The organism is Enterococcus sp. LJL99 (assembly GCF_054871725.1).
Genome location: NZ_JBTXLT010000008.1, coordinates 142,667 through 168,055, shown reverse-complemented (window position 1 = coordinate 168,055; position 25,389 = coordinate 142,667). Strand labels below are relative to the sequence as shown.

The 25,389-nt window shown below is 33.4% G+C and carries 20 protein-coding genes and 2 pseudogenes; 5 read left to right on the top strand and 17 right to left on the bottom strand.

The genetic code is table 11. The features are described 5' to 3' along the window. Window positions 1-1,182 precede the first annotated feature (1,182 nt). From catA to ACYSNW_RS13085, 4 genes are all read right to left on the bottom strand, one after another. Window positions 1,183-1,806, bottom strand: coding sequence for a type A chloramphenicol O-acetyltransferase (gene catA, locus ACYSNW_RS13100; protein ID WP_461745175.1), 624 nt, complete (start codon window positions 1,804-1,806; stop codon window positions 1,183-1,185). 35 nt (window positions 1,807-1,841) lie between these two features. Further along, window positions 1,842-2,126 carry a hypothetical protein gene (locus ACYSNW_RS13095; RefSeq protein WP_461745173.1) on the bottom strand — a complete coding sequence of 95 codons (285 nt, stop codon included), beginning with the start codon at window positions 2,124-2,126 and terminating at the stop codon, window positions 1,842-1,844. 82 nt (window positions 2,127-2,208) lie between these two features. Next, window positions 2,209-3,009, bottom strand: a complete 801-nt coding sequence (locus ACYSNW_RS13090; RefSeq protein WP_461745171.1) for a hypothetical protein — start codon at window positions 3,007-3,009, stop codon at window positions 2,209-2,211. A gap of 242 nt (window positions 3,010-3,251) precedes the next feature. Then, window positions 3,252-3,815, bottom strand: coding sequence for a recombinase family protein (locus tag ACYSNW_RS13085; protein WP_461745182.1), 564 nt, complete (start codon window positions 3,813-3,815; stop codon window positions 3,252-3,254). 387 nt (window positions 3,816-4,202) lie between these two features. On the opposite strand from ACYSNW_RS13085, the pseudogene ACYSNW_RS13080 reads away from it, so the two are divergent. Beyond that, window positions 4,203-5,488 (top strand): annotated as a pseudogene (locus tag ACYSNW_RS13080) (ISL3 family transposase). Between the two features lie 490 nt (window positions 5,489-5,978). On the opposite strand, the gene ACYSNW_RS13075 reads toward ACYSNW_RS13080, so the two are convergent. From ACYSNW_RS13075 to ACYSNW_RS13055, 5 genes are all read right to left on the bottom strand, one after another. Then, window positions 5,979-6,746, bottom strand: a complete 768-nt coding sequence (locus ACYSNW_RS13075) for a MurR/RpiR family transcriptional regulator (RefSeq protein WP_461745169.1) — start codon at window positions 6,744-6,746, stop codon at window positions 5,979-5,981. A 14-nt stretch (window positions 6,747-6,760) separates the two neighbouring features. Next, window positions 6,761-7,312: a DJ-1 family glyoxalase III gene (locus tag ACYSNW_RS13070; RefSeq protein WP_461745168.1), complete on the bottom strand. Its 552-nt coding sequence runs from the start codon at window positions 7,310-7,312 to the stop codon at window positions 6,761-6,763. Further along, window positions 7,305-7,874, bottom strand: a complete 570-nt coding sequence (locus ACYSNW_RS13065; RefSeq protein WP_461745166.1) for a DJ-1 family glyoxalase III — start codon at window positions 7,872-7,874, stop codon at window positions 7,305-7,307. Before ACYSNW_RS13065 ends, ACYSNW_RS13070 begins: the two co-directional genes overlap by 8 nt. An 82-nt stretch (window positions 7,875-7,956) precedes the next feature. Further along, complete coding sequence (ascB, locus tag ACYSNW_RS13060; RefSeq protein WP_461745164.1) at window positions 7,957-9,369, bottom strand: 6-phospho-beta-glucosidase; 1,413 nt, start codon at window positions 9,367-9,369, stop codon at window positions 7,957-7,959. Then, the gene (locus ACYSNW_RS13055) at window positions 9,366-11,207 is read right to left on the bottom strand and encodes a beta-glucoside-specific PTS transporter subunit IIABC (protein WP_461745162.1); all 1,842 of its coding nucleotides are present in this window, start codon (window positions 11,205-11,207) and stop codon (window positions 9,366-9,368) included. The genes ascB and ACYSNW_RS13055 overlap by 4 nt, the downstream gene beginning before the upstream one ends. 454 nt (window positions 11,208-11,661) lie before the next feature. Between ACYSNW_RS13055 and ACYSNW_RS13050 the strand changes: the two genes are divergently transcribed. Then, a complete protein-coding gene (locus tag ACYSNW_RS13050; protein ID WP_461745160.1) occupies window positions 11,662-12,069 on the top strand; it encodes a helix-turn-helix domain-containing protein in 408 nt (135 codons plus the stop codon). A 395-nt stretch (window positions 12,070-12,464) separates the two neighbouring features. Here ACYSNW_RS13050 and ACYSNW_RS13045 read toward each other — a convergent pair. From ACYSNW_RS13045 to ACYSNW_RS13035, 3 genes and pseudogenes are all read right to left on the bottom strand, one after another. Then, a pseudogene (locus tag ACYSNW_RS13045) lies at window positions 12,465-13,592 on the bottom strand (IS3 family transposase). A 109-nt stretch (window positions 13,593-13,701) separates the two neighbouring features. After that, complete coding sequence (locus ACYSNW_RS13040) at window positions 13,702-14,127, bottom strand: hypothetical protein (RefSeq protein ID WP_461745158.1); 426 nt, start codon at window positions 14,125-14,127, stop codon at window positions 13,702-13,704. Window positions 14,128-14,294: 167 nt separating this feature from the next. Beyond that, on the bottom strand, window positions 14,295-15,011 hold the full coding sequence (locus ACYSNW_RS13035; RefSeq protein ID WP_461745156.1) for a GntR family transcriptional regulator: 717 nt from the start codon (window positions 15,009-15,011) through the stop codon (window positions 14,295-14,297). A gap of 211 nt (window positions 15,012-15,222) precedes the next feature. Between ACYSNW_RS13035 and ACYSNW_RS13030 the strand changes: the two genes are divergently transcribed. Together ACYSNW_RS13030 and ACYSNW_RS13025 are read left to right on the top strand one after the other, a co-directional pair. Next, a complete protein-coding gene (locus ACYSNW_RS13030) occupies window positions 15,223-16,644 on the top strand; it encodes a glycoside hydrolase family 1 protein (protein ID WP_461745154.1) in 1,422 nt (473 codons plus the stop codon). Window positions 16,645-16,655: 11 nt separating this feature from the next. Next, window positions 16,656-17,972, top strand: a complete 1,317-nt coding sequence (locus ACYSNW_RS13025; RefSeq protein WP_461745152.1) for a PTS sugar transporter subunit IIC — start codon at window positions 16,656-16,658, stop codon at window positions 17,970-17,972. 137 nt (window positions 17,973-18,109) lie between these two features. Here the strand turns inward: ACYSNW_RS13025 and ACYSNW_RS13020 are convergent, their stop codons facing one another. Next, entirely contained in the window at window positions 18,110-18,775 is a 666-nt protein-coding gene (locus ACYSNW_RS13020) for an ABC transporter ATP-binding protein (protein ID WP_461745150.1), read from the bottom strand. A gap of 27 nt (window positions 18,776-18,802) precedes the next feature. Continuing rightward, entirely contained in the window at window positions 18,803-20,341 is a 1,539-nt protein-coding gene (locus ACYSNW_RS13015; RefSeq protein ID WP_461745148.1) for an ABC transporter permease, read from the bottom strand. A 208-nt stretch (window positions 20,342-20,549) separates the two neighbouring features. Here ACYSNW_RS13015 and ACYSNW_RS13010 point away from each other — a divergent pair, with 208 nt between their 5' ends. After that, a complete protein-coding gene (locus tag ACYSNW_RS13010; RefSeq protein ID WP_461745180.1) occupies window positions 20,550-21,500 on the top strand; it encodes a serine hydrolase in 951 nt (316 codons plus the stop codon). Between the two features lie 86 nt (window positions 21,501-21,586). Here ACYSNW_RS13010 and ACYSNW_RS13005 read toward each other — a convergent pair whose 3' ends face one another. From ACYSNW_RS13005 to ACYSNW_RS12995, 3 genes are read right to left on the bottom strand one after another with little or no spacing between them, the layout of a single operon-like run. Beyond that, window positions 21,587-22,210 carry a V-type ATP synthase subunit D gene (locus ACYSNW_RS13005; protein WP_461745146.1) on the bottom strand — a complete coding sequence of 208 codons (624 nt, stop codon included), beginning with the start codon at window positions 22,208-22,210 and terminating at the stop codon, window positions 21,587-21,589. Window positions 22,211-22,214: 4 nt separating this feature from the next. Then, window positions 22,215-23,591, bottom strand: a complete 1,377-nt coding sequence (locus ACYSNW_RS13000; RefSeq protein WP_461745145.1) for a V-type ATP synthase subunit B — start codon at window positions 23,589-23,591, stop codon at window positions 22,215-22,217. Beyond that, window positions 23,584-25,365 (bottom strand): V-type ATP synthase subunit A, encoded by a 1,782-nt coding sequence (locus ACYSNW_RS12995; RefSeq protein WP_461745143.1) that lies wholly within the window; start codon window positions 25,363-25,365, stop codon window positions 23,584-23,586. The genes ACYSNW_RS13000 and ACYSNW_RS12995 overlap by 8 nt, the downstream gene beginning before the upstream one ends. Window positions 25,366-25,389: the final 24 nt, after the last annotated feature.

Below are 25,389 nucleotides of genomic sequence, written 5' to 3'. Positions count from 1 at the left end.
TGAAAAACAGATTGCTAATATAATAGCTACCATAATATATAAAACAACAAAACCATTTATTGGTGCATTTGATATCAAACTTCCTAAACCGACAAACATTAATAGTACTAAAAAATTGCTTAACCGTGACATAATCAATCTCCTTCACTTCTGATCCTTTTTGAGAATTAGTTTTTGAAGCTTGGATATGACCTTCTCAATCAATGGACGCATTTTATCCTTCTTATACTTTAAAATATTCATTGATGTAATGTACTCCATAATTAGTCCTCGCAATTGTGGCTTAGACTCCATTATATAATGTAAAGCTGCAAGTGCTTGACGCACAGCTGTAAGCTTTTCGTCATTCAAAATGAGTAAACACTTTGGTAGGAGTGTATCAATAATGTCACTTTCATCCCACTTTGCTTGCCTACAAAGTAAACGAAATCCTCGTACTCTAATTACGTATTTTTCACTATTTACCATCTCAGAGAACATTTTGCAATATGGATATAGAATGGCCTCATTATCTGAAAGACTTTCAAGGTATTTAAGTGATTCGTATGCTTATTTTGTATCTTTTGCACGTAACAAAAACAAATTTTTTTCTAATTCCACAATTCATTTCCTCCTTATTCTTCGTTTTTGGCATTTTTTTATCTACTAATAATGAAATAGATTAACGTAGGTAGAATTAAAGAGACAAGAATAATACTACTAACAATAAACAATGTCTTCCAAAAGTAGTAAGCATTATTTTTTTTTCCCAGTAGCTTCTATTTTAAGATTTCTATAACTAATAAAAGGTAATATCACAACAAAAATTAAGGATAGAAATTTTATTATATTATTCACCATTATTTATACCCCACCTTTATTTATCCTTTTTGACAGAACGTTGTATTTTAGACAAAAAATAAATTTTGCTCAAAATATTTCTCTAAACACTTTACTTTCACAATCAAGACATATAATTGGTGCATTTTGGTATTCTAATGATTTGATTGGTTTATCTTGAGATGAATTTACTTTTGGCGGAAATTGCCATTTAGTCCAGCATTTTTCATAAGTTTCAATTTCATTTTTACATCTGTTACAATAAAATTTCTTTGTTTTCTTATCATACATAAAATACAACATCTCTTTCTAATTTTTTTATTACTATCCTTTTTGAGAATACATTTTAGTTTTCTGATTTGTTTAAAAATTGGCAAGTTCTCGTTGTAATGTTTTTACAAATTTGCCAGCATGAAATCCATCGCATACAGCATGATGTACTTGTATGGACATTGGAATTACGTACTCATTTTCATGTTTATAATATTTACCAATTGTAAAAATTGGAAGTAAGTAACTATCATTATTTACGTTAAGATTAAAGCTTTGAAATTCAATCCAAGGAATCATAGAAATTGTAACAACATTTTCTGGTATATTAGGTTTTGCAAATAATTGTTTCACGCCACCATATTTTTCTAGGTCTATTTTATATGCCTCAATAAATTTCTCATAGACATTAGTATACTCTGTCCAAATATTAGAGAAGGTTTCTTCTTTTTTATCAAATATTGTATATAATGGCATCATTTCCTCATAGATAACAAGGTTTCCATCCAATCGGAAAGACGTTCTAAATTCTTCGTATTGATTCACTGTCTTAATAATACAATATAGCAATGTTGGATATAATTTATTTTTATTTTTAATTATCTTTGTTATGTTTAGTTTGATTGAAAAACTATATGAACAAGGAATCTTTTCTAAATAATGATTAAAGTATTCTGATCGCTTCCAGTTTTCTTTATCAATTAGTCTAAAATCCACTCTTTTTCTCCCCCTAGGCTTTAATCGTATTCTTTCTAATTATCGTTTTTGATAAGGAATTCTAATTCTTTAATAACTTCTTGATACTTAATAGGATCTTCTTTTTCAAGTTGTTCTAATGCCCTGTATGGATTCCATGAGTTAGACTCGTTTAAATCTTCTAAATTAAACTCCTTAACAGTATAGCCCTGTGCTTCAAGTTCTTCCTTATTCAAAAAACCTTTTGGATCAATGATCATTTCAGCATCTTTTTTTACAAAAGGGCCAATTGTTTTTTGCGACATTCCAATACCACTTCTAACAATATTCAAATCTTCCATTATAAACATCTCCTTTATTGACCGTTTTTGATAAATTAATCGTCCTCGTCTAGCAGTTACTCATAAATATCTCTTATCACTCCTACTCATCCATTAATGATAAGTCTAAATCGACTATAAATTCATTAATATCATAAGAAAACTCTTTATAAAATTTGTAAATTTCACTAAACCAGTTTTCTATTTCACTTCCTCTAAACTGGAGACATATTTTATTTGGATTATCTTCATCGGTATAAATTAACTCTTTATCTGAAAGAATATTTAAATACATTGCTAGTTTATTCGCTTCAAGACTATTTGTAGTGTTTAAATAATCGAAATCGATTTCATAAACATCTCCATAACCTCTTTTTCCATAATTAATAATCAATAAAATAATCTTTCTAGTTTCAATAGACAGTGTGTCTAAAATTTCTAGTAGCGTACTAATCTCTTTCAATTCAATTGATCTGGATTGCTCTATTTCATTAGTTGTTAATCCTGCGTTTCTGTAATATGCATTTAAATTTTGTGGTGCTGTATAGTCATGATTACCAACAGTAACAGTAAAAGTTTCCATGATATCCTTCATTTTATTTTCATGTTTAGTTTTCAATTTTTTTAAATATTCTACACTATATTCTTGAATGTCCCCTTTATCTATTTCATCATGACAATTTCCACAAACCACAATTAAATTGTCAAATCCTGATTTTTGTTCTTCACTTTGTTTCTTATTGAATCTTGCTGAATTTGGTTTTTCTCCCTCTATATGAGCTATTTTACCTATGTAAACTCCTTCACGCGTAATCAATGGATTTTTGCATTTATAACAATATCCTCCTGACGATAACCATAATTGTTTTTTTACCGGATCAGAAATTTTCTTTTTTTTCCTCATAATTTTTCTCCTTTATTAATTGTTTTAGTAATTTGACAAAAATTGCTATCTAATCTAACATTAAATATTATATAGAATATTTAGGTAAGTTATCCTAGTTTTGGGATAGCTTTTTTATTTTGCCAAAAACGTCGTTTTTGATAATCCTCAGTTCATTTGTTTCATTAACTACCTTGCTAAAAATTTGAAATGCTCTTAAAATCGCTCTTTCATTATCGTATATTTATGATAGATAGATTTTGCTATGAGTTTTGGTATTTTCTTCGTCTTTTTTCTCTATATAAAGAAGCTTCGCTGATCCCTGTTTTTCGTGATACATTTTTTGTTGTATCGATTTTAAGTAAATCCATTGCTAAGTCCAATTGATCCATACTAAATTTTTTTGGTCTGCCTTCTCTAAAATCAGGATTCAATTTCGCTATTGCTTTCCCTTCTTGTGTTCTTTCCACAATCATATCTCGTTCAAACTCGGCAAAAGCTGAAAATATTGTAAATGTTAAGCGCCCTGTTGGTGTATTTTCGATTATTCCCATATTCAGAATATGAACTTTGATTCCTCGACTAAAAAGGTTTTGAACTGTTTCTAGTCCTTGAACAGTGGAACGTGCGAATCGATCTAACTTTGTCACAACCAATGTATCGCCTTCAGATAATTCATTAAGCAACGATTGAAACTCTTTTCTCTCCAATTTTGTTCCGGTGAATTTTTCAGTATAAATTTTTTCACACCCTGCTTTTTTTAAAGCGATAATTTGAGATTCTAAATCTTGTCCCCATGTACTAACTCTTGCATAACCAAAAATCAGAATTTTCACCTCATTTTTCAGTTTATTTATGATAGTAAGATATGATAGCCTCACAACCCCTATTTTATCACACCACCTTAAAGCTATCAATACTTTTAAGTTTTGATAGCTTTTATTGTAAAATTAAGGTCTACCCATTTTTCACATAAATGAAGAGACGTTTTTCTTTCTAATACATTCGTTTTTCGAAAACATCATGTTTGATAGATTGTATAGTAACAAAAAAGACCATCAATTTTTTTTGGGCTCTATAATAATTTGTGTTGGTGGATATTCCTAAAGGAAAACCCATCAACACTTTTTTGAGTGTTGAAACACAAAAAAGGAACAACAAACTGATAAAATGAAATCGTCTAAAACCACAAATTATTAGAAAGGCTATTCCTTATGGATAAGAATACCAGAAAATTACTTGGACTAACAGATAAACATCTCTCCTTTGGAGAGGATTGGCTTGAATACAGAAAAACAAAGGGGATTCAAGCTCAAGTCATCAAAGCAACGCTTACTTATATTCCGACATATTGTGAACATTGTGGGGTAAAAAATCAAGGACAAATTATTAAGAACGGGCATCATCTGACATGTGCCCAGTTGCCTGTGTTTAATGGGCGCTTGACTTTCTTAGAACTGAGACGCTCACGGTTTCTTTGTCATGAGTGCGGGAAAACCTTTCATGCACATACTGATTTGATTGAAGAACATCATCATTTATCAAAACAACTTTGTCTTCAAATCATGCTTGATTTAAAAAAGAATATCTCTAGAAAACAGATTGCTCAAAAGCATTTTGTTCCAGATGTGACCGTTCTTCGCTTAATGAGTAAGTTAGCTGCTTCGTATTCTCCTAATTGGGATTCCTTCCAAAAATTCTATGTATTGATGAATTCAAATCAATGAAATCCTGTGAAGGAGCGATGAGTTTCATTTGTGTGAACGGAGAAACCAACCAGATTCTTGAAGTCCTTGAAGATCGGCGATTAACTTACTTAACCCGGCATTTTATGCGCTATACAAAAAAAGCAAGAGAAAGTGTGAAGTATCTGGTCATGGATATGAACGCTAGCTATGACCAATTAATCAAGTCTGTGTTTCCAAATGCTCAACTAGTGACTGATCGTTTTCACATTGTACAACAGATGAATCGAGCCTTGAACCAGCTTCGAATACAGACAATGAATGCCTTTCGGCATTCTTCTCTTCAGGAACAGAAACAATACCGACGATTAAAGCGCTATTGGAAATTATTGTTAAAGGATTCAACTGAACTGGATAGTCAGCATCGCCCTTACCATCCATTGTTTAAACGTCCATTGACTCAAACAGACATTGTCGATGAATTACTCAGTTATGATCCCATCTTACGCTTAGCTTACGACACGATTCAATTTCTAAAATACGCCTTCGTTCATCGAGAAGCTAAACGTTTTTTTGAAGAACTGGATACCTTAGACGTCCGATTACCTTTCTGGTTCAAAAAGAAACTCACCTTCTTTAAGAAACACAAACAAGGAATCACAAATGCGTTCTGTCATCCTTTTTCAAATGGCATTACAGAAGGATTAAACAACAAAATCAAGGTAATTAAAAGAGTGGCTTATGGGTATCGTAATTTCTATCATTTTCGTTCACGTATTTATATTATTCAAGGTCTTATTTTTTCACAAGAGTAAAGGAGGATGTAGCCAATATCTTCGCAGCTACAAAGGCAAATCGGGAATTAGCAGCTGTTTTATCGGGTTAAGTACAGCTGCTTTGACTCTATTTAGGAATGGAATTGGCACGGGTTTCGCCAAGTCGCTTCCGGCCAGCTACTCTGATAATTGGCGGAATCCTCATAAACTACTACAAAAGCTCAGAATAAAACCAGAAGGTCTCTGATTTTTATTCCAAGCTTTACGATTTTATTCAGTTGTTTATATCACCAACACAATTTGACATAGAACCTTTATTTGATGGCCCTCTCAAACTATAATAATATTTCGCGATTTACTTGTATCATAGTTTTCAATTTTCATTTGTCAAACTCAATTTTATATTTATGTTGTCTATGTCCCATCATGACTTCAAGAAATTCTATAATTTCATTCTGAATAAATAGTTTTTCTATAACGAAAACACGAATAAGTTATTTGTAATCTCATTATAGAAGGCGATATTCAGTCACTCAATTATTTTAGCATACTCTTTCGCCAAAATTGTTGCAACAAAATCTAATTGGTAAGGATGGCTTATATGATCTTGTTGAGAAGAAAAGTAGATACAATCAGACACATAATCTGGTACATTTTTTTTACTTCCGCTAATTAACCATATTTTGGGTCTATTTTTTTTCTTCAAAAAACTTCTTTTTGTACTATAGTCGAAATAAGAACCTGTGTACGTAAATATAATAATTAATGTATCTTGTGCTGAATTTTCAATATAATCCATTTGTTCTTTATAGGAAAGATTGGTGTACACTTGTTTGTTACATGTAAGCAAATCAGATTGCAGAATTAGAGCTGCTGTTTCTGCTTTCATTAATCCAAATGCAGCTACTTTATTATAGGATTCCATATCTTCTATAAGTTGAGTAACTTTTTCTTCTGCTATTGACTTAGATACTTCAGCAATACTTTCAGCTATCATAGTTGAATAGTGGTCTATTCTAGTAGAAAATAAGTTTTCTTTAATACTGATATCTCGCTCAAGATCTTTTTCTATCAAAATTTGTTTTAATTCGGCAAAATCGGTCAATCCAATTTCTTTGCAGAAACGAGAAATCGAACTAATAGATACATTACAATTTTTTGCGAATTCTTTAATACCTAAGTATTTCATTTCATCTAAATTAGAAAGAACATACGACGCTATCGTTGAATTAGTAGATCCCTTTTTCTCACTAGCAATTGTGCTCAAAAAGACAATAGGCAACTTATTATAAAGCATGGGATCCCTCCTAACTATTTTCCACCAGCAAAATTGTACAACATTCTATTTTTTAAATGATCAACATTTTTTCCTAAAACTTCAGCTATCCTATAGGCAAAGGGATATGGAGTCGCTGGACCTTGACTGGTAATAATATTTTGATCAAATACTACAACTTCATCTTTAAAAATGCCGCCAACAAGTTTATCGGCATAACCCGTGTAGCCAGTAACCATTTTCCCTTTTATCACATCTGCCTCAGATAAAACTACCGTTCCCGAACACATTGCCGCAAGGTATTTGTTGTTCTCATTAAAGTATTTTACCAAATTCAAGACATCCACACTATTCCTTAAATTTTCTCCACCTGGTCGGCCACCTGGCAATACTAAAAGATCATATTCTTTAATATCTTCACTAAATACTTTATCAGCTTTAACTAGAATTCCATGCATTCCTTTAACAACAAGTTCATCAAAAGCAAATGTATGGCATTCAATTTCTGCTCTTCTTAGAATATCCACAATTGTAACTGTTTCACTTTCTTCAAATCCTTCTGCCATTAATACTGCTACTTTATACATAATATGCTTTCTCCTTCTCTTCAAATGAGTTAAAGTATACCATTCTATTTTTTACTGCCAATGAATCCCCATTTAATATATCTATCAATTCATAAGCAAATGCATATGTAGTTGCTGGTCCTCTACTAGTAATCAATTTCCCATCAACTACGACGATATTTTCCAAATAGTGCCCGCTATTTATTTTAGTACCATATCCTGGGTAGGCCGTAAACTTCTTGTTTTCCAGTAAACCTGCTTGTTCCAACACAATTGGTGCAGCACAAATTGCGGCAATCCACTTTCCATCAGCACTCATGTCTTTTAACAGCTTAATTACTTTATCATTATTTTTCAAATTTGTAGCTCCAGGATATCCACCAGGAAGAACGACCATATCATACATCTGTATTGAATCATCTAGAACACGATCACATTGAATAGCAATATCATGTCCCCCTATCACTTCTTTATCAAATCCAACTGAATCACAAGTAATACCAGCTCTTCTTAAAATATCAATAATTGTCAGGGTTTCGCCCTCTTCAAAACCTGGGGCTACTATAACAGCAACTTTTTGCATAATGATTCCCTCCGTAATTTTATTATAAATCTATCGTACACGTTTATGATTATTTAAACAATTCATTTTCAAATTTTGAAAATTACTCCAGATTATTTCCATTCGATTCGATTACCTTTTTATACCAATTATAGGATTCCTTTGTTATTCTCTTGTTACTTCCTCTCCCATAATTGTCTCGATCTACATATATGAAACCATAGCGTTTATCCATTTCTCCTGTTGAAGCTGCTACTAAATCAATGCATCCCCAAGCGATGTAGCCAATAACATCTACACCATCAATCATTGATTCTTTCATAGCCTCAATATGTTTTTGATGATAGTCTATTCGATATATATTCTCTACTTTTCCATTTTCAATTCTATCACGGGCACCCAAACCATTCTCTACAATAAATAACGGCTTTTCATAGCGATCATATAAAGTATTCAACGTAATTCGAAGCCCTAATGGATCAACTTGCCATTCCCATTCACTATTTTCCAAATAGGGATTTCTAATAGAAGTCATAACATTTGATTCGCTCATTTTCTGTGATTTGCTAGATATGCACCTAGACGTATAATAACTTAGAGCAATAAAATCTGATGTATAATCCTGTAGTAATTTAAAATCTTCTGGTTTAGAATCAATGCTTATTTTCTTTTCATTAAACAACCTTTTAGCATAACTTGGATATTTACCGCGACATTGAATATCAATAAAAAAATAACTTTCTCTATTTTTATTTAGTGCTTTAAAAATATCCTCTGGATGACATGAATAAGGATAATAATCCCCAGCAGCTAACATGCATCCAATTTGGTTAGAAGGATTAATTTCATGAGCAAACTTAGTAGTCCATGCACTTGCTACTAATTGATTATGAGCCGCTTGATACTTTATTTGCTCTGGGTTTTCAACATCTTCAAGAATAAGACCTCCTCCTGAAAATGAATTGTGCAAAATGACATTAACTTCATTAAATGTAATCCAATACTTTACTAAGTTTTTAAATTCTTTGATTACCGTTTTAGAATACTTCACGTAGAAATCAATCATTTCCCGATGATCCCAACCACCATAATGTTCAACTAAATATAGCGGAATATCAAAATGGCTAATCGTAACGATAGGCTCCATACCATATTCTTTACATAATTCAAATATATTACGATAAAACTCTAATCCTTCTTCATTTGGTTTTTGCTCAGTTCCTTTTGGGAAGATACGTGTCCAAGAGATACTTGTTCTAAAGCATGTCAAACCAAGTTCAGCTAACAACTTCAAATCTTCTTCATACGTGTGGTAAAAATCAATCGCATGGTGTGTAGGAAAATAATTTTCACTTTTTTGGTGCATATAATTTAATTTTCCTTGTTTTATCAATTTCCTCTCATCAGAAAGTGGAACTACATCCATCACTGAAAGTCCTCTGCCACCTTCTAAGTAAGCTCCTTCAGCTTGATTCGCTGAAAGAGCCCCACCCCAAAAAAAACTCGATTTCATCATATTAATGCTCCTTGAAAATCAGTTAATAATTCATTATCTTCATTGACTACTATTACATTAGAAAATTCTTCAAAATTTGTAAACAATATTGGAATAATAGAATTCAAATTATGATCAGCAATTTTTTTCAAATCAAATGCAATTAATAATTGTCCTTTTTCTATAGTATCATCCATTTTAACATAGGAACTAAATCCATCACCATTCATCTCAACTGTATCAATGCCAATGTGAATAAGAACTTCCAGTCCCTCTTTACTTCTTAAACCAATCGCATGCTTTGTTGGAAAAAGCATTGTCACAGTTCCCTCAAACGGAGAGTACACTTTTCCTTCAGATGGAATAATAGCGAATCCTTCCCCAAGTGACTTGCTAGAAAATACCTCATCAGGGACTTTTTCTAAGGAAACTATTTCTCCTTCAACCGGCTGAGTTAGATTGATTTCTTTAGATAATTGATCAATACTTGTATTTTTTTCGATCGGGAGACTATTTTCTTTAATGCCAGCTAACATTGTTCCAATAAATGCAAAAATAATACTAATCAAAATACCAATAATAATATGAATATAGCTATCCGCAATGTAAGTTGGCAATGCTAAAATACCTGGTAATATAATGGCAGTTGCACCTCCGCCAAAATAATTAATGTATGCTGCACCAATTCCGCCGCCTAACATAGCAAATATCATCGGTTTTTTATATTTAAGGTTAAACCCAAACATAACTGGTTCTGTGACACCAAACAATCCAGTAATAGAACTAGTAAATGCTACACTCTTTTCCACCTTATTTTTTAATAAGAAAAATACAGCAAAACCAGCTCCTGCTTGTGCCAAGTTTCCAGTCAAATTTGCTGGAGAAATTACAGAGTATCCATACTCAGCAATCAGTTGCGTATTGATTGGTGTTATCGCATAGTGCATGCCGAAAATAATAAGTAATGGTCTAAATGTTCCAAATAGAAAGGCCCCTAATACACCATTTGCATTGTATAACCATGTAACTCCTTGTGCTACCCATTGCCCAACATAAGACCCAAATGGTCCAACTAATACCAACTCTAATGGAACCATGATGAATAACACAATCATAGGAACAAAGAGTACTTTAAAGGTATCAGGGATAAGTTTATTGGCCCATTTATAAACATAAGACATAATCCATACACTAATGATTATAGGGATGATTGTAGATTTATAACTAACTAATAATATCGGTAACCCTAAAAAATCAAGTGAAGAAATACCTGTTTCTGCGGCCATTGTTGCTCCTTGCATAATAGTTGGATACATCAATGCCCCTGCAAGAGCAACTGCTAAATACTCATTTGTTCTGAACTTTTTTGCAGCACTGACTGCTAAAAAGAATGGGAAGAAATAAAAAAGTAGATCTCCTATCAAGTTAAAAATTTTAAGTGTATCACTATCTGGTGAGACCAAAGAAAATGTAGTTAAAATTGCAGTTACAGATTTTACCATACCACAACCAATTAGAACAGGAATAATTGGGCTAAAGCATCCCGAGATTGTTTCTATAATCTGAGATAGTGGATTTTTCTTTATTTCACTTCGTTCAATGGTAGTTCCCTCTTCAATAAGAATCATCTTTTCAAGTTCCGAAAAAACCCCAGTAACTTTTGCTCCAAGAATTACCTGCAACTGACCATGTTTCTTTTGAGATTTGATGACGCCTTCAACTTGATCTAATTCATTTAAAGAAATTTCTGATTCATTTTTTACATTAAAACGAAGTCGAGTTGCACAATGGGTCATATACGTGACGTTACTTTCCCCAATTATATGAAGAATTTTTTTTGCTATTTGTTTGTTGTCCATTTTTTCCTCCTTGAAAACGTATTCCCGGGTTAGTTATTATTTTAAATCGTTTTCAAATTAAAACAATATATTTCCAAAAACTGGAAATAGTATCATTGATTGTATATCAAAAGGAAAATTTTTTATATACACGAAACAAATTTATCTAAAGTATCCACTCTTCCAAAATCTAACCAAAATTCTTCGTTTTTGACATAAAGAAAAACATCTACAAAATATAGACGTTTTTCTCTTGTTTCAATTTTTAAGTGTTTCCTATACAATAAATGATGAAGATTACTTTTAATTTACATAAATCGCATTATTCTAAGTAAAAAAATTTCATCTCTATTCGTATCACACTTGCTATTTTTAAAACAACTCAAGCAACACTTTACCCTAAACACTTAATAGTTTAGTGACATCTAAGTTTACTGCCCTGTATACTTTTACTTATAAAAAGGAGTGAACAATCTTGTCTATAAGTGAAAAAATAAAAGTGTTACGAATAGAAAAAGAATGGTCTCAAAAAAAATTAGCTGAAATGTTAAATGTGTCTAGCCAAGCAATTTCAAACTGGGAAAGAGGACAAAGTTATCCTGATATATCAAATATCATACAACTATCTGACCTATTTGATGTTACCTTAGACGAGTTGATAAAAGAGGACATAAATTTTAAGGAAGAATTACTTCATAAAAAAGTTGAGAAGAAAATCTCTGTCTATTTAAGTAGTTTCATTTTAATCTTTTTTTTAGGAATTTTCGGATATTTTACTTACAACGCCTTCAAAAGTAATTTTGAAGAAATAAATTATTTTGCTTTGTCAGTTTCTCTGTTAGGTATAATAAATTTCATTAAAGAAATTAAAAAAAATAGTTAAGTATGTTATTAAAAGTACAAGGTCACATAATCCCGATTATCACAAAGTAAGCCCACCAGTCAAGCGATTGGTGGGCTTACTTTGTGATTTTCGATTGGTCTACCTAAACACCTCCTGGTTTCACAATCTTTTCAATCTAAAAAGATTGTGAAAAATATTAATTGAATATTGATTTAATTGCTATATAATAAATTTTTTAATAGCTAACAATTAGAATAAGTGGAAAACTAAACTGACTCCAACACCTAATAATATTATTCCGAAAAATAAGCTATACCATATAGAAAAGCCAATAAAATAAGAAGTATTTTTATTTCCATTATTCTTTACTTCAGTAAAATTTTTATAAGTAGTGGATTAGAGTCAATATCTTGGACACATTTTAGTAGAGACAGTTATGTCATCTTTTCTTTTGTCAACTCTTCAAACTCCTGAGGGGTTAGATAGTGAATGGAACTGTGAATTCGATTCCGGTTATAAAATCCCTCAATATAGCTAAATAGTGCACGATTTGCTTCTTCAAAATTTGAGTAGCTAGTCGTGTAAACTTCTTCCTTTTTCAATGAGGCATGGAAAGATTCGATTCCTGCGTTATCATAAGGTGTTCCTTTTCTACTATAGGAATGCCTTATTTTGTTGGTTTCAAGCCATTTTTCTACTTTTGTTGCTGTATATTGACTGCCCAAGTCAGTGTGTAGAATCATTCCTTCCGGAATGTGATAGTGTAGTTTTGCTTTATTCAACGTTTGAATGACACAATCCACAGTCATTCTTTTTGAAAATGTATAGCTAATAATCTTTTTCGTGTGTAGATCCATGATGGAAGACAAGTAACACCAACCGTTTTTCTTAGTAGGAATGTAAGTAATGTCAGCCGCCCATTTCTCACAGATAGTTTGAGTAGAAAAGTCCTGATTTAATATGTTCTCTTTTGAAATAATCGTTTTATTTGACTGTTGAGGTCTAAATTTTTTTGCTACAATCGATCTTAAATTTAATTGCTTCATTAGCTTTTGGACATGTTTAAGAGATACTGAAATGCCATCTTTTAATAAAACTTGATGGATTTTGGAGGCACCATAGCGTTGTTTATTCGTAAAAAAAAATTGTCGAAATAGTCTCTTTCAGCGTATTATTTCTGATTTCTGTAGCTGTCAATGGCTTGTTTTTATAAAAATAATAGACACTTCTAGGGATTTCTAATAACCGACATAACAAAGAAACAGTGTAGTCCGTACACCATTTTTCAATAAACTGAATAAGCGAATTTAGGTTTTTCGAGAGAATATGGCTGCGGCTTTTTTTAAGATTTCAAGTTCCTCTTTCAAACGAGCATTTTCTTTTTTTAGTTCAGCTACTTCATTTCCAGTCAGTCCTGTGGACTGATTAGGTAAATATAAATTCTTCCATTTGTAAATCGTCGCTTCAGATAAGCCATATTCTTTCGCCAATCCTCGAACTGAACGTCCAGTTTGATTCAGTTCAACAATCATCTGTTTAAAATTTTCTTCATATTGGGTCATAAAAATTCATCCTCTCGTAGATAAGTTTAATTTATTTTTGTCTCTACGAAAAGTTGTCTAAGATTTAATACTAACACCAATATATAAAAGTGTTTGTTTTTATTCGGACTTACGTCCTATTTTGCGTAATATAAGATTTTAATGAGTTTAAGAAGTTTACTTCGAAGTAATTGTTAGAATCAATTCTTTGAGCCTCAATAATATTTATAGTTATCTCTGTGTGGAGGTAAGAATTATTAGTATAGAAATAACCGTAGGCTTCATCAACAATTAGTAGTAAGTCTTCGTCATCATCATTTATTGGAGAAAAATCTGTTAATTCCTTTGAGAAATAATTTTCACTATTTACATCTTTTTCTACTTTGTAAAGTTTAAATTTAAACGATTTTTTATCAGCCAAAAAGCCTGTGAATGCCCACGCATTAAATTTCAAACTATCCATAAATGATTTACTTATATCATCAACAGTTATTTCATGAAGATTTACTTTTCCTTCTACAAATTTAACTATTTCATTTGGTGTATAGATATGCAATCGCCCCCCTATTAATTGTGGTTGTATTACCAATATTATAAACGGCACTCTGCCCTGAATTCAAGCTATACAATTGAAGACCAGACTTTTCAATATGATCTCTGGTTAATTTTGTTTTACTCATAATTTTTCCCTTCCTAAAAAAAGTCGTTTAGCATGTGCAAAAATCATCGATTTTGAACAAAAACAGCCTCAAAAGCAAAGTCACTATATAAATGACGAGTGACAGAGTATTCAAACGGTTTTCCAGATTCTAACGAAACAATTTTTTCAACTTCAATCATAAAAAAACCATCTGCAACAGACAAAAACGTTTTATCCATTTCATTTGCTACATCTCCCTTGATCCATAAATGAGAGGTTTGGATCATCAAATCCAATTCTTGCGTAATGTAGTTATAAACTGATTTTTCTAGATGCTTTGGTTGTAAACCTGGAATCAGTGACAATGGCATAAATGTTTGTTCAATCGAATAAGGTTTATGATCAATGTATCGACTTCGAACAATATTATACACATAATCTTTATTGGTGATTTTAAGTAATTTAGCAACTTTTGCACTTGGTATCTCAATAGAAAAACTATGAATTTTAGATGTCACATGCTCCTCTCCAACAATATTTAGCAATCCTGCATTTGGCCCGAAAACATGCGTCGTATCCATTGGTTTTCTCAACACTTCTGTCCCATACCCGCTTCGACTACGCAAAATCCCTTCCTTTACTAATAAATCCAATCCTTTTTTGACCGTAAGTTTACTGCATTGATAAATTTGAGCTAGCTCCCCTCCTGCTGGAAGCTTTTGTCCGACTGAATAATAATCATTCGTGATTTTATTTTTTATATCAATATAAACTTTCATATATTTTGAATCAATTTTCATCTATATGCCCTCACTGTTAAAGATATAGTTAAAGCTATATCTTTTTATTCGAATATAACTAAATTATCTATCATATAATAACTTCTGTCAAATTGAAAAACACAAAGATATATACTTTTAAAATAAAATGTATTGTTTCGTCAAAAAACTGTTTAACTTTCTTGAAAGCGGTGTTATTCTTTGGGTATTAAAGCAACTAAAGGAGACTATCATGAATAAACAACGATTAAATTTTCCAGAAGAATTTTGGTGGGGATCAGCATGGTCTGCCGAACAATCAGAAGGCCGTGGCGAAACAGGAAAAGCTGAAACAGTTTGGGAACGCTGGTTTAGTGAGCAACCTACTCGCTTTTACAATCAAATTAGTTCAGAAATTGCTACAGATCATATTCATCACTATAAAGAAGATGTACAGTTGATGAAACAAACAGGGCATAATTCTTTTAGAGTCTCGATTTCTTGGGCTCGTATGTTTCCAAATGGTGGTCAGGGAGCTGTGAACCCTAAAGCGATTCTTTTTTACCGAAATCTTTTTTCTGAAATGAATCAGAATGGAATCAAGGTCTTTGCTAATTTGTATCATTTTGATATGCCTGCTGCCATGCAAGATAAAGGTGGTTGGGAATCTAGAATTGTCGTTGATGCTTTTGTTCATTTTGCAACAACTTGTTTCGAAGAGTTTGGTGACTTAGTTTCTTACTGGTTTACATCAAATGAACCATTAGGACCGATTTTAGGTAGTTATTTAGAAGATTTTCATTACCCGAATTTAGTTGATTTCAAACGTGGTGCACAAGCAGCCTTCTTTACTATTTTAGCCCATGCTAAAATCATCAAAGTTTTCAAAGAAAAAGAAGTTTCAGGAAAAATCGGTGTGATTTTAAATCTTAGTCCGACTTTCCCGAGAAGTCAGAATTCAGCCGATGTAAAAGCAGCTGAGATTGCGGATTTATTTTATACTCGAAGTTTTTTAGATCCGATGGTCAAAGGTGTTTTTCCTAAAAAATTAGTTGACCTTTTACGTGAGTATGATCAATTACCTAGTGACTATACAACAGCTGATTTAACTTGTATTAAAGAAAATACTGCGCAAATTCTTGGATTGAATTACTACGAGCCAAGACGTGTGAAAGCACGACTAACCGCTATTAATCAAGAAGGTCCATTTTTACCTGATTGGTTTTTTGAGCTTCATATCATGCCTGGAAGAAAAATGAATGAATATCGTGGTTGGGAAATTTACGAAAAAGGCATCTATGATCTTTGTATGGATATCAAAAACAACTATGGCAATATTGAATCATTTATTTCAGAAAATGGAATGGGCGTTGCGAATGAAGAACGTTTTATGGATGAGGTTACAGGTCAAGTTATTGATAGTTACCGCATCGACTATATCAAAGACCACCTTGCTTATCTATGGAAAGCAATTGAAGAAGGCGCAAATATCAAAGGATACCATCTATGGACATTTATTGATTGTTGGTCTTGGATCAACGCTTATAAAAACCGTTACGGTTTAGTCTCATTAGACTTAGCAACACAAAAACGAACCATCAAAAAAAGTGGTGAATTCTATAAACAATTAAGTGATGAAAATGGTTTTTACTACGACAAAAATAAACTTGTATAGGAGCAAATAAAATGGGAGAAACTAAAAAAGATAAAGTTTTTGAAAAATTTGGTTATGTTGCAACAAAATTAGGGAATCAAATCCATTTAAGAACCTTACGCGATGCTTTTGCAACTTTTATGCCTTTTATGATGTTAGCTGGCTTTGTAACATTGATCAATTATGTCATTTTAGAACCTACTGGATTTATGGGGAAAATAATCGCACCGAGCACGTTAACAACGATTCAAGAAATTGGTATTTCAATCGGAAATGGGACGTTGAGTATCACAACCTTACTTGTCGTTGCAGCAGTCTCTTACCATATGTGTATGAGTCGTAATTATTTGAACCAAATTGCAGCGGTATTAGTTGCAATTTCGACATTTATTGTGCTAACTCCAATGAAAACGATGTTTTTACCAGATGGAGCAACTGACACGATTGAAGTGACTGGCGTTATTCCTTTAAGTCATACAGGGGCTTCTGGAATGTTTGTTGGAATTTTTATTGGTTTGTTTGCAACGGAATTATTCATTAAGTTATCTCGAATGGAAAAACTACAAATCAATCTTTCTGGAAACATTCCTCCGGCTGTTACCAAATCATTTAATGTTTTGATCCCAATTATGATAACCGTTACAAGTTTTGCAATTTTGTCTTTTGGTGTCAATCAATTATTTAAACAAGATGTCAATACCTTGATCACAAACGTCATTACAGGTCCATTAAGTCGAGTAACAACTGGTTTGCCAGGTTTCTTGCTGATTACTTCTATCGCAAATCTATTTTTTGGTTTCGGTATTCATCAAGCAGTTATTTCTGGTTCATTACTTGATCCATTTTTATTGCAAAATATGCAAGAAAACATGACTGCTTATGCAAATAAAGAAGAAATTCCTCACATCATTAATATGGCCTTTAAAGATACCTTTGCTGTAATGGGCGGATCAGGGAATACAATTGCTTTATTAATTGCTATTTTTATTTTTAGTCGTAGACAAGATTATAAAGATTTTGCCAAGCTTTCTGTGGCACCAGCTGTCTTCAACATTAGTGAACCTATTATCTTTGGTTTACCGATTGTATTTAATTTGAGCTTGATTATCCCATTTGTTTTAGCACCAATTTTTTCATTAACTGTTGCTTATTTTGCGACAGCTGCTGGATTAATCAATCATGTGGTTGTTCAAATCCCTTGGACTACCCCTCCTGTGATTTCTGGTTTTCTAGCAACTGCAGGGGATTGGCGAGCTGCTGTGCTTCAAATAGTAATTATTGCAGCTAGTGTATTTATTTACCTGCCATTTTTAAGAATCGATGAAAAAGTAACTTCTACAATGAAATAAAAGAGTCATAGATGTTTTCGTGATTGTTTACGGTCACATATAAAAACTAGAAATACTATTTTGATAAAAAACAAGACAACCTACTACTTTTAAGCAGAGGTTGTCTTGTTTTTCTGTACTGTTTGAATTTCAAAAGATTAGTTATTTTCTATACAGTGAAATTCTTTGTGCTTTAGTTCGTACACTTCATCGCATGCTTTTGCGACATCCTGTTCATGAGTGACGACGATAATACACTTTTGTTGTTCATGCGCTACTTTTTGAAAAAGTTGAACAATATCTTTTGACGTTTGCTCATCCAAATTTCCTGTGGGTTCATCTGCCACGATTAATTCATGATCACAACATAATGCTCGTACAATTGCTACTCGTTGTTGTTGTCCACCTGAAAGCTGTGTAACGTTTTTTCGGGCTAACGTTTCATCAATCCCGACACTTTTTAAATTCTCAAGTGCATAAACTTCTCGGTTTTCCTGTTTTGATCCCGAGATTACCATTGCCGTAAGAACATTATCTAAAGCAGACATATACGGTAGTAAATTATATGCCTGAAAAATGATCGATACATCATTTTTACGAAAATTACGCAAACCAATTTTACTTAGTGATTCTCCATTATATAAAATCATTCCCGTTTTTGGGACATCTAATCCAGAAATTAGTGACAAAAAAGTTGTTTTACCAGAACCACTGGCTCCTAAAATTGCATACATTCTTCCTCGATGAAAATCAAGATTGACATTTTTATATAAATAATCTTCTTCGTTTTGGTACCAATAACCGATCTCTTGTGCTTGTAACATATCCATTCCTCTTTTCTATATCCCTATCTAGGTCGTCAATATTTTTTTCGGTTGTAATCGTAAAATCCCAACAGATGCTAATAAAATTGAAAAGAAACTGATTAGGAGTCCTAAGCCCGCTAAGGTTGCGATTTCAGCTGGTTTTACTGAGATATTTAAATCTTGGATTTCTGCTGCAGCTTCTTTAGAACTTGCGCCGATTCCACCAAATCCGCCTTCCATCATTCCACCTCCACCATTGCCTCGACCTTGCTCTTGCCCACCACCAGGGCCACCATTGTTCCCTTGAGTGTTTTGCTGTGTAGATTCCGTTTGTTGTTGGATCAATTGCTCACCTACCACATTCCCAACGATATTTCCGCTGAACGATGCAATCGCTAAAGCAATCACCATACAAACAATAATTTCACTAAAGAATTGTAAAATAACTTTGAAGCGAGACTCTCCTAGTGACAGTAACACACCGATTTCATATCTTCTTTCACGAATGGTCATCATAACAATCAAAGTCAAAATAATGATTCCAGCAATCGCAACTAAAATCACGATATTTTTTGCAAAACTTGCTACATTATTTAAAGGTTGTAACATTTGTTGATAGGCTTGATCATTGGTTTGTAGACTAAAACTTTCTGTATCAATTAATTTTTCAGCACTAGCTACAAAACTATCCATTTCTTTAGGGTCACTTAAAGTATAAACAGCTGAATCGATTGTTTTTTCAGAATCTTCTCCTTTAAGAGTATTCGCAAAAGTATAAGAACTATAAATCGTATTAGATGGATTCAAAAAGTTGAACATCATTCCCATGCTATCGCCACTTTCAGAGGTTTCGTAAATGCCTTTGATCGTCACTTCATAGGTAGTATCTTCATTTTCTGGACTAGTGATTTTAAACGTATCTCCTACTTTTAAATCATTTGCTTGTGCTAACGTTTTTTCAATTACTACATTGTTAGTATCTTTGTCTTCATCAGTAATCAACTCACCGCTCGTTAATGTTGCAGTCCCTTCAGAAAAGGCTGCTAGCATTGACAGGTCTAAAACACCGCTGACTTGGAAATCACTCTGTGTCATCGCTGATTGATCGCCACCCACACCTCCTTGCATCTCTCCACCTGGACCACCGCCCATTCCTTGTTCAGTTTTCGTATCTGAATTTGCTTCTGTAGAAGATGATGTCGATGTATCCTCATTTGAAATGGGGGTAATATCATCTGTTGCTCCAGCAGACGATGAGGAAATAAATGAATAAGTTTTCACGTTATCTAGTGCAGCAATTTTTTCTGCGTCCTCCAAATTAACAGGCGTTAAACTGAAACTTCCAGGATCTGGTCTTTCTCCATCAGAACTTTCCGTTTTTTTCATTGCCGCTTCTCGATTAGCCGACAACGTGACGGTCGCTCCAACACTTTTTTTTGCATTTTCAGTGGCAGTCAATGCTGCACTTCGAATCGTTAACCCAGCTAAAACAAATATTAGTATGGCTGAAAAAACCAAACATAATAAAAAGGTTCGCCCTTTTTTCGTTTTCATACTTAATAATGCTCGTTTGATAAAATCCATGTTTTTCTTCCTCCTAAATAATGACTTGTTGACATCCATAACTATAAAGGTTGTAACTTAAACAGAACTTAAAGGAGAGAAATTAAATTTTTTTCTTTTCGACTTGCAATCAAAATAGAAAAATGATTAAATAGTTGTGGTTACCTCTTTAATATTTTTGATAAAAATAGAAAATAGAAAGGAACTTATTTTATTGGAAAAAAAGAGAATGTCTTTGTACGGAATAATTTTTTCTCTTAGCTTTTTCCTGATTTTATCTTTCTTTTTTTCCCCACATACTGTTGATTATGCCAAAGAGACTGATTTAGCGCATGAGTTGGCTTTTTCCCAAAAAGCTGCTGTCATACCAATTGAAGAGAAAAAAAATAGTATAGTGGAAGAAAAATCCACTGAATTGACTACTTTTTATGAAAATATTGCTGCAACAATCAATAAAACAGCTACTTCTTTTGATGGGAAAATTGGAATCACATATATTGATCTAACTACAGGTGAAAAAATAGCTGTAAATGGTGAGCAGCGCTTTTTTAGCGCTAGTACGATTAAAGTCCCCTTAGCTATGATGATTGCAGACAAAGTAGCCAATGGTGAGCTGAAATGGGAAGATCAATTAATCTACAAGGAAAAAGATGATTACGAGGAAGGAACGGGGATTATTGTTAATAACATTCAACCCACTTACTCTTTAAGAACTTTGCAGGAATACAATATTGTTTATTCTGATAACATTGCTAAAAATATGCTTTACGATACTTTTGGTGGAGATAAAGCTGGAAAAAAAGCAATCACACAGCACTTTTTCCAACGTGATACAGATCCTGAGAATACGGAGTTATCCTCAAACGAAGCAGCAGAAGTTTTATCTCAGCTGTATCAAGAAAAAGCAACAAATTCTGAATACCAAACGATTTATGATTATATGAAACAAACCGTTTTTCACGAACGAATGGATACGGCAACTACTAGTGGTAAAGTAGCCCATAAAATAGGTTCTTATGATAATTTTATTCATGATATTGGTATTTTAGAAACAGACCATCCATTTATTTTAGCTATCTATACAGATGGGAAAAATGGTAGTTCAGTTATTTCTGAGCTAACCGATCAATTATGGGAATTACAACAAAATGAATATCCTAAAATAAGCACTAAAAGTTAGCGATGTTGCTAACTTTTAGTGCTTATTTTTTAGAGTCATCTCCATCAAAAATCTAGAGTTGCAGTTGAATTCGATACAAGCTTACCTTACATATTTTTAACTTTAATCAAGCGAGTAATTTCACTACGTTCGTTTTCTTCTAGTTTCATTTTGATATAATGAATCGTTTCTTCTAATTGAGGAATCGTCAAATATTCTAGTGCATTAACTCTTCTTCTCGTTTTTTCTATTTCTGATGACATCAATTGACACGTTTTTTCTACTTCCGATAACTTTAAAAGTTCTGGTAAAATAGTGGTTATTTTAGTAAATGATGTATCTAATTCAGCATTTGAATTAAGATAACCATAGGAAAGCGGTGTTTCAGAAAGTGTCTGATCATAATCAAAATTCATTATTGGGACCGCCACGCTCATGATATTTTTCTCGATAACATCTAAAAAAACGTTGGTCGCAGGTATGGCTACTAATTCTTCGATGAAAGATTCATTAATTGTGGCACTGGCTAATACAAAATGACTCAATGCTGAGCTTAATTCTTTTTCAACTTGAATCCTTAATGTATGATTCTCTTTTACTAAAATAATAAATTGACGCATTAATTCATCTTGCTTGTCTTTTAGTAACTTATGGCCTCTTTTAGCTGTTGTTAATTGATTTTTTAAACGATTAAGCTCCATACGTGTTGGATTTACATTTAATCGGACCATTCTATTACGCTCCTTCTGTTAAAAATTCCTCTAACATATCATCTTTAATTCGTTTTAACTCTGTTCTAGGTAAAATAGACAGCAATTCCCAACCTAAGTCAAGGGTTTCTTCAATTGGTCGATTAACTTTAAAGCCTTGATTTACATATTCTTTTTCAAATCTAATAGCAAAAGTAGCATAGATTTTATCAATTTCAGATAATGCCGACTCCCCTAAAATAACAGCTAATTCTTTCGCTTGTTTTCCTTGTGCATAGGCAGCAAATAACTGATTCATCGTGGCTGCATGATCTTCACGCGTTTTTCCTGCCCCTGTTCCCTTATCCTTCAAGCGTGATAAGGAAGGCAATACATCAATCGGTGGCTGAATACCACTTTTGTATAATTCGCGAGATAAAATAATTTGCCCTTCTGTAATATAGCCGGTTAAATCAGGAATTGGATGTGTTTTGTCATCTTCTGGCATCGTTAAAATAGGAATTTGTGTAACGGATCCTTTAACTCCGCGAATTCTTCCTGCACGCTCATAAAGAGTTGCTAAATTCGTATATAAATAGCCTGGATAGCCTCTACGACCTGGAACTTCTCGCCGAGCAGCAGAAATTTCGCGTAAGGCTTCACAATAATTGGTCATATCAGTCATAATCACTAATACATGCATGCCTTTTTCATAGGCCAAATATTCAGCTGCCGTTAAAGCCATTCGAGGTGTTGCGATTCGCTCAATTGCGGGGTCATTCGCTAAATTCATAAATAAAACAGAGCGATCGATTGCACCCGTTTGTCGAAAATCTTCCATAAAGAATTCTGCCTCTTCAAACGTAATACCAATAGCCGCAAAAACAACAGCAAATTCTTCGTCACTATTTAAGACTGTTGCTTGACGAGCAATTTGTGCCGCTAATTCTTTGTGTGGAAGTCCAGATCCAGAAAAAACAGGTAATTTTTGCCCACGAACTAAAGTATTCAAGTGATCAATTGCTGAAATTCCTGTTTGGATAAATTCATCTGGATAATCTCTAGCAACTGGATTGATGACTTCTCCGTTGATGTTGACCATTTTTTCTGGTAGGATTGCTGGTCCTTTATCTTTTGGCCTTCCCAACCCATCAAAAACTCGTCCAATCATATCTTCTGATACGCCTAATTCTAAAGGATGACCTAAAAAACGGACTTTTGAATCACGAATATTAAGGTTGCTTGTTCCTTCGAATATTTGCACCATGGCTTTATCACCTGCTACTTCAAGAACTTGTCCTCGACGACTTTCTCCATTTTGCAAACGAACATCTACTAATTCTTCGTATTTTACTCCTTCAACTTGATCAACAATCATTAAAGGACCAACGACTTCACTGATTGTTCGATATTCCTTAATCATTCGTCATCCCTCCATCAGCTATTATTTTCATGATTGTTTCTTTGATACTGGATTCAAGAAGAGCCAACTTTTCAAGTTCTTCTTCATGTACATATTTACTTCTAGCAATTCGATCTCTTAATTCAGTTGTTCCATTCATAATTTCGGTATAATAAGCACCCAAATCTAACGCACGTTGTCCCTCACTATGAAAGGTCAAAATTAAGCGTAGCATTTTAACTTGCTTTTCTCTAGAAGTAAACGTATCTATTTCATCAAAAGCATTTTGTTGCAAATAATCTTCTCGAATTGATTTAGCTGTTTCTAAGGTCAAACGATCTTTGTCCGATAAAGAATCGATTCCCACTAAACGAACAATTTCATCTAGTTGTGCTTCTTCTTGGAGAATCCGCATCCCGTCGCTTACCATTTTGGACCAGTCTGTTCCCAATTCTTGTGTTAAATAGTTAGCAACTTCATAATCATAAAGTGAGTAACTTTGAAGCCAATTAATTGATGGAAAATGGCGTTTTTGCGCTAAAGTCGCATCTAAGCCCCAAAATACCTTTACTACTCGTAGTGTGTTTTGAGTCACTGGTTCTGAAACGTCTCCGCCAGATGGAGAAACGGCACTAATAGCAGTAATACTTCCTTCACGCTGCTCTTTTCCAAGCACGATTGCATGACCAGCACGTTCATAATATTCTGCCAGTCTACTTCCCAAATAAGCAGGATATCCTTCGTCCCCTGGCATTTCTTCTAACCGACCACTCATTTCACGTAAAGCCTCTGCCCAACGTGAAGTTGAATCCGCCATTATCGCAACAGAATACCCCATATCGCGATAATACTCTGCAATGGTTATCCCAGTATAAATCGAAGCTTCTCTGGCTGCTACAGGCATATTTGACGTATTAGCAATCAAAACCGTTCGTTTCATCAGCGATTCGCCCGTTTCAGGGTCTATTAATTCAGGAAATTCATTTAAAACATCCGTCATTTCATTGCCACGTTCACCACAACCAACATAAACAACTAAGTCAACATCCGCCCATTTTGCGATTTGATGTTGAACAACCGTTTTCCCAGCGCCAAAAGGTCCAGGCACTGCGGCAGCACCTCCTTTAGTTACAGGGAAAAAGGTATCAATCACTCGTTGCCCTGTCATTAAAGGAACGGTCGGATTTCTTTTTTCAGAAATAGGTCTACTTTTTCGTACTGGCCATTTTTGTAACATGGAAAAGTTTTTTTCTCCTTGTGGGGTCTTAATAGTATAGATTGTATCCTCAATAGTAAATTCACCAGAGTTAACTACCATCAAAATACCTTCGACTCCAAATGGAACCATAATTTTATGTCGAATAATGGCTGTTTCTTGAACAATCCCAATCACATCACCTGCTTCAACTTCTATCCCAACTGTCAAAATTGGTTCAAAGAGCCATTTACGTTCTCGATCTAAAGCCGTAATTTGTATTCCTCTACCTAAAAAGTAGCTATCTGTTACTTGCGCAAATGTATCTAAAGGACGTTGAATCCCATCAAACATCTGTGAGATAAGTCCGGGAGCTAATTCAACTGACAAAGGTTCGCCAGTTGTGACCACTGGTTCGCCAGGTCCAATTCCCGTAGTTTCTTCATATACTTGAATAGATGCAACATCTCCACGCATTTCAATGATTTCGCCTATCACGCCTAAATTACCTACATGACAAATATCTTGAATACTTGCATCTGCCATATTTTTTGCCATAACTAGAGGACCTGAAACTTTGATAATTTCACCTTTTTGCACGTTCTTTCCTCCTACTTTAATCGT

What these genes read in the sequence shown, in the direction of transcription:
- ACYSNW_RS13010 (WP_461745180.1), top strand. Translation starts at nt 20,550, where the DNA reads ATGTCTTTGTACGGAATAATTTTTTCTCTTAGCTTTTTCCTGATTTTA.
- ACYSNW_RS13075 (WP_461745169.1), bottom strand. Translation starts at nt 6,746, where the DNA reads ATGCTTTATAATAAGTTGCCTATTGTCTTTTTGAGCACAATTGCTAGT.
- ACYSNW_RS13095 (WP_461745173.1), bottom strand. Translation starts at nt 2,126, where the DNA reads ATGGAAGATTTGAATATTGTTAGAAGTGGTATTGGAATGTCGCAAAAA.
- ACYSNW_RS13030 (WP_461745154.1), top strand. Translation starts at nt 15,223, where the DNA reads ATGAATAAACAACGATTAAATTTTCCAGAAGAATTTTGGTGGGGATCA.
- ACYSNW_RS13070 (WP_461745168.1), bottom strand. Translation starts at nt 7,312, where the DNA reads ATGTATAAAGTAGCAGTATTAATGGCAGAAGGATTTGAAGAAAGTGAA.
- ACYSNW_RS13020 (WP_461745150.1), bottom strand. Translation starts at nt 18,775, where the DNA reads ATGTTACAAGCACAAGAGATCGGTTATTGGTACCAAAACGAAGAAGAT.
- ascB (WP_461745164.1), bottom strand. Translation starts at nt 9,369, where the DNA reads ATGATGAAATCGAGTTTTTTTTGGGGTGGGGCTCTTTCAGCGAATCAA.
- ACYSNW_RS13035 (WP_461745156.1), bottom strand. Translation starts at nt 15,011, where the DNA reads ATGAAAATTGATTCAAAATATATGAAAGTTTATATTGATATAAAAAAT.
- ACYSNW_RS13065 (WP_461745166.1), bottom strand. Translation starts at nt 7,874, where the DNA reads ATGCAAAAAGTTGCTGTTATAGTAGCCCCAGGTTTTGAAGAGGGCGAA.
- ACYSNW_RS13025 (WP_461745152.1), top strand. Translation starts at nt 16,656, where the DNA reads ATGGGAGAAACTAAAAAAGATAAAGTTTTTGAAAAATTTGGTTATGTT.
- ACYSNW_RS13005 (WP_461745146.1), bottom strand. Translation starts at nt 22,210, where the DNA reads ATGGTCCGATTAAATGTAAATCCAACACGTATGGAGCTTAATCGTTTA.
- ACYSNW_RS13000 (WP_461745145.1), bottom strand. Translation starts at nt 23,591, where the DNA reads ATGATTAAGGAATATCGAACAATCAGTGAAGTCGTTGGTCCTTTAATG.
- ACYSNW_RS13015 (WP_461745148.1), bottom strand. Translation starts at nt 20,341, where the DNA reads ATGGATTTTATCAAACGAGCATTATTAAGTATGAAAACGAAAAAAGGG.
- ACYSNW_RS13090 (WP_461745171.1), bottom strand. Translation starts at nt 3,009, where the DNA reads ATGAGGAAAAAAAAGAAAATTTCTGATCCGGTAAAAAAACAATTATGG.
- ACYSNW_RS13055 (WP_461745162.1), bottom strand. Translation starts at nt 11,207, where the DNA reads ATGGACAACAAACAAATAGCAAAAAAAATTCTTCATATAATTGGGGAA.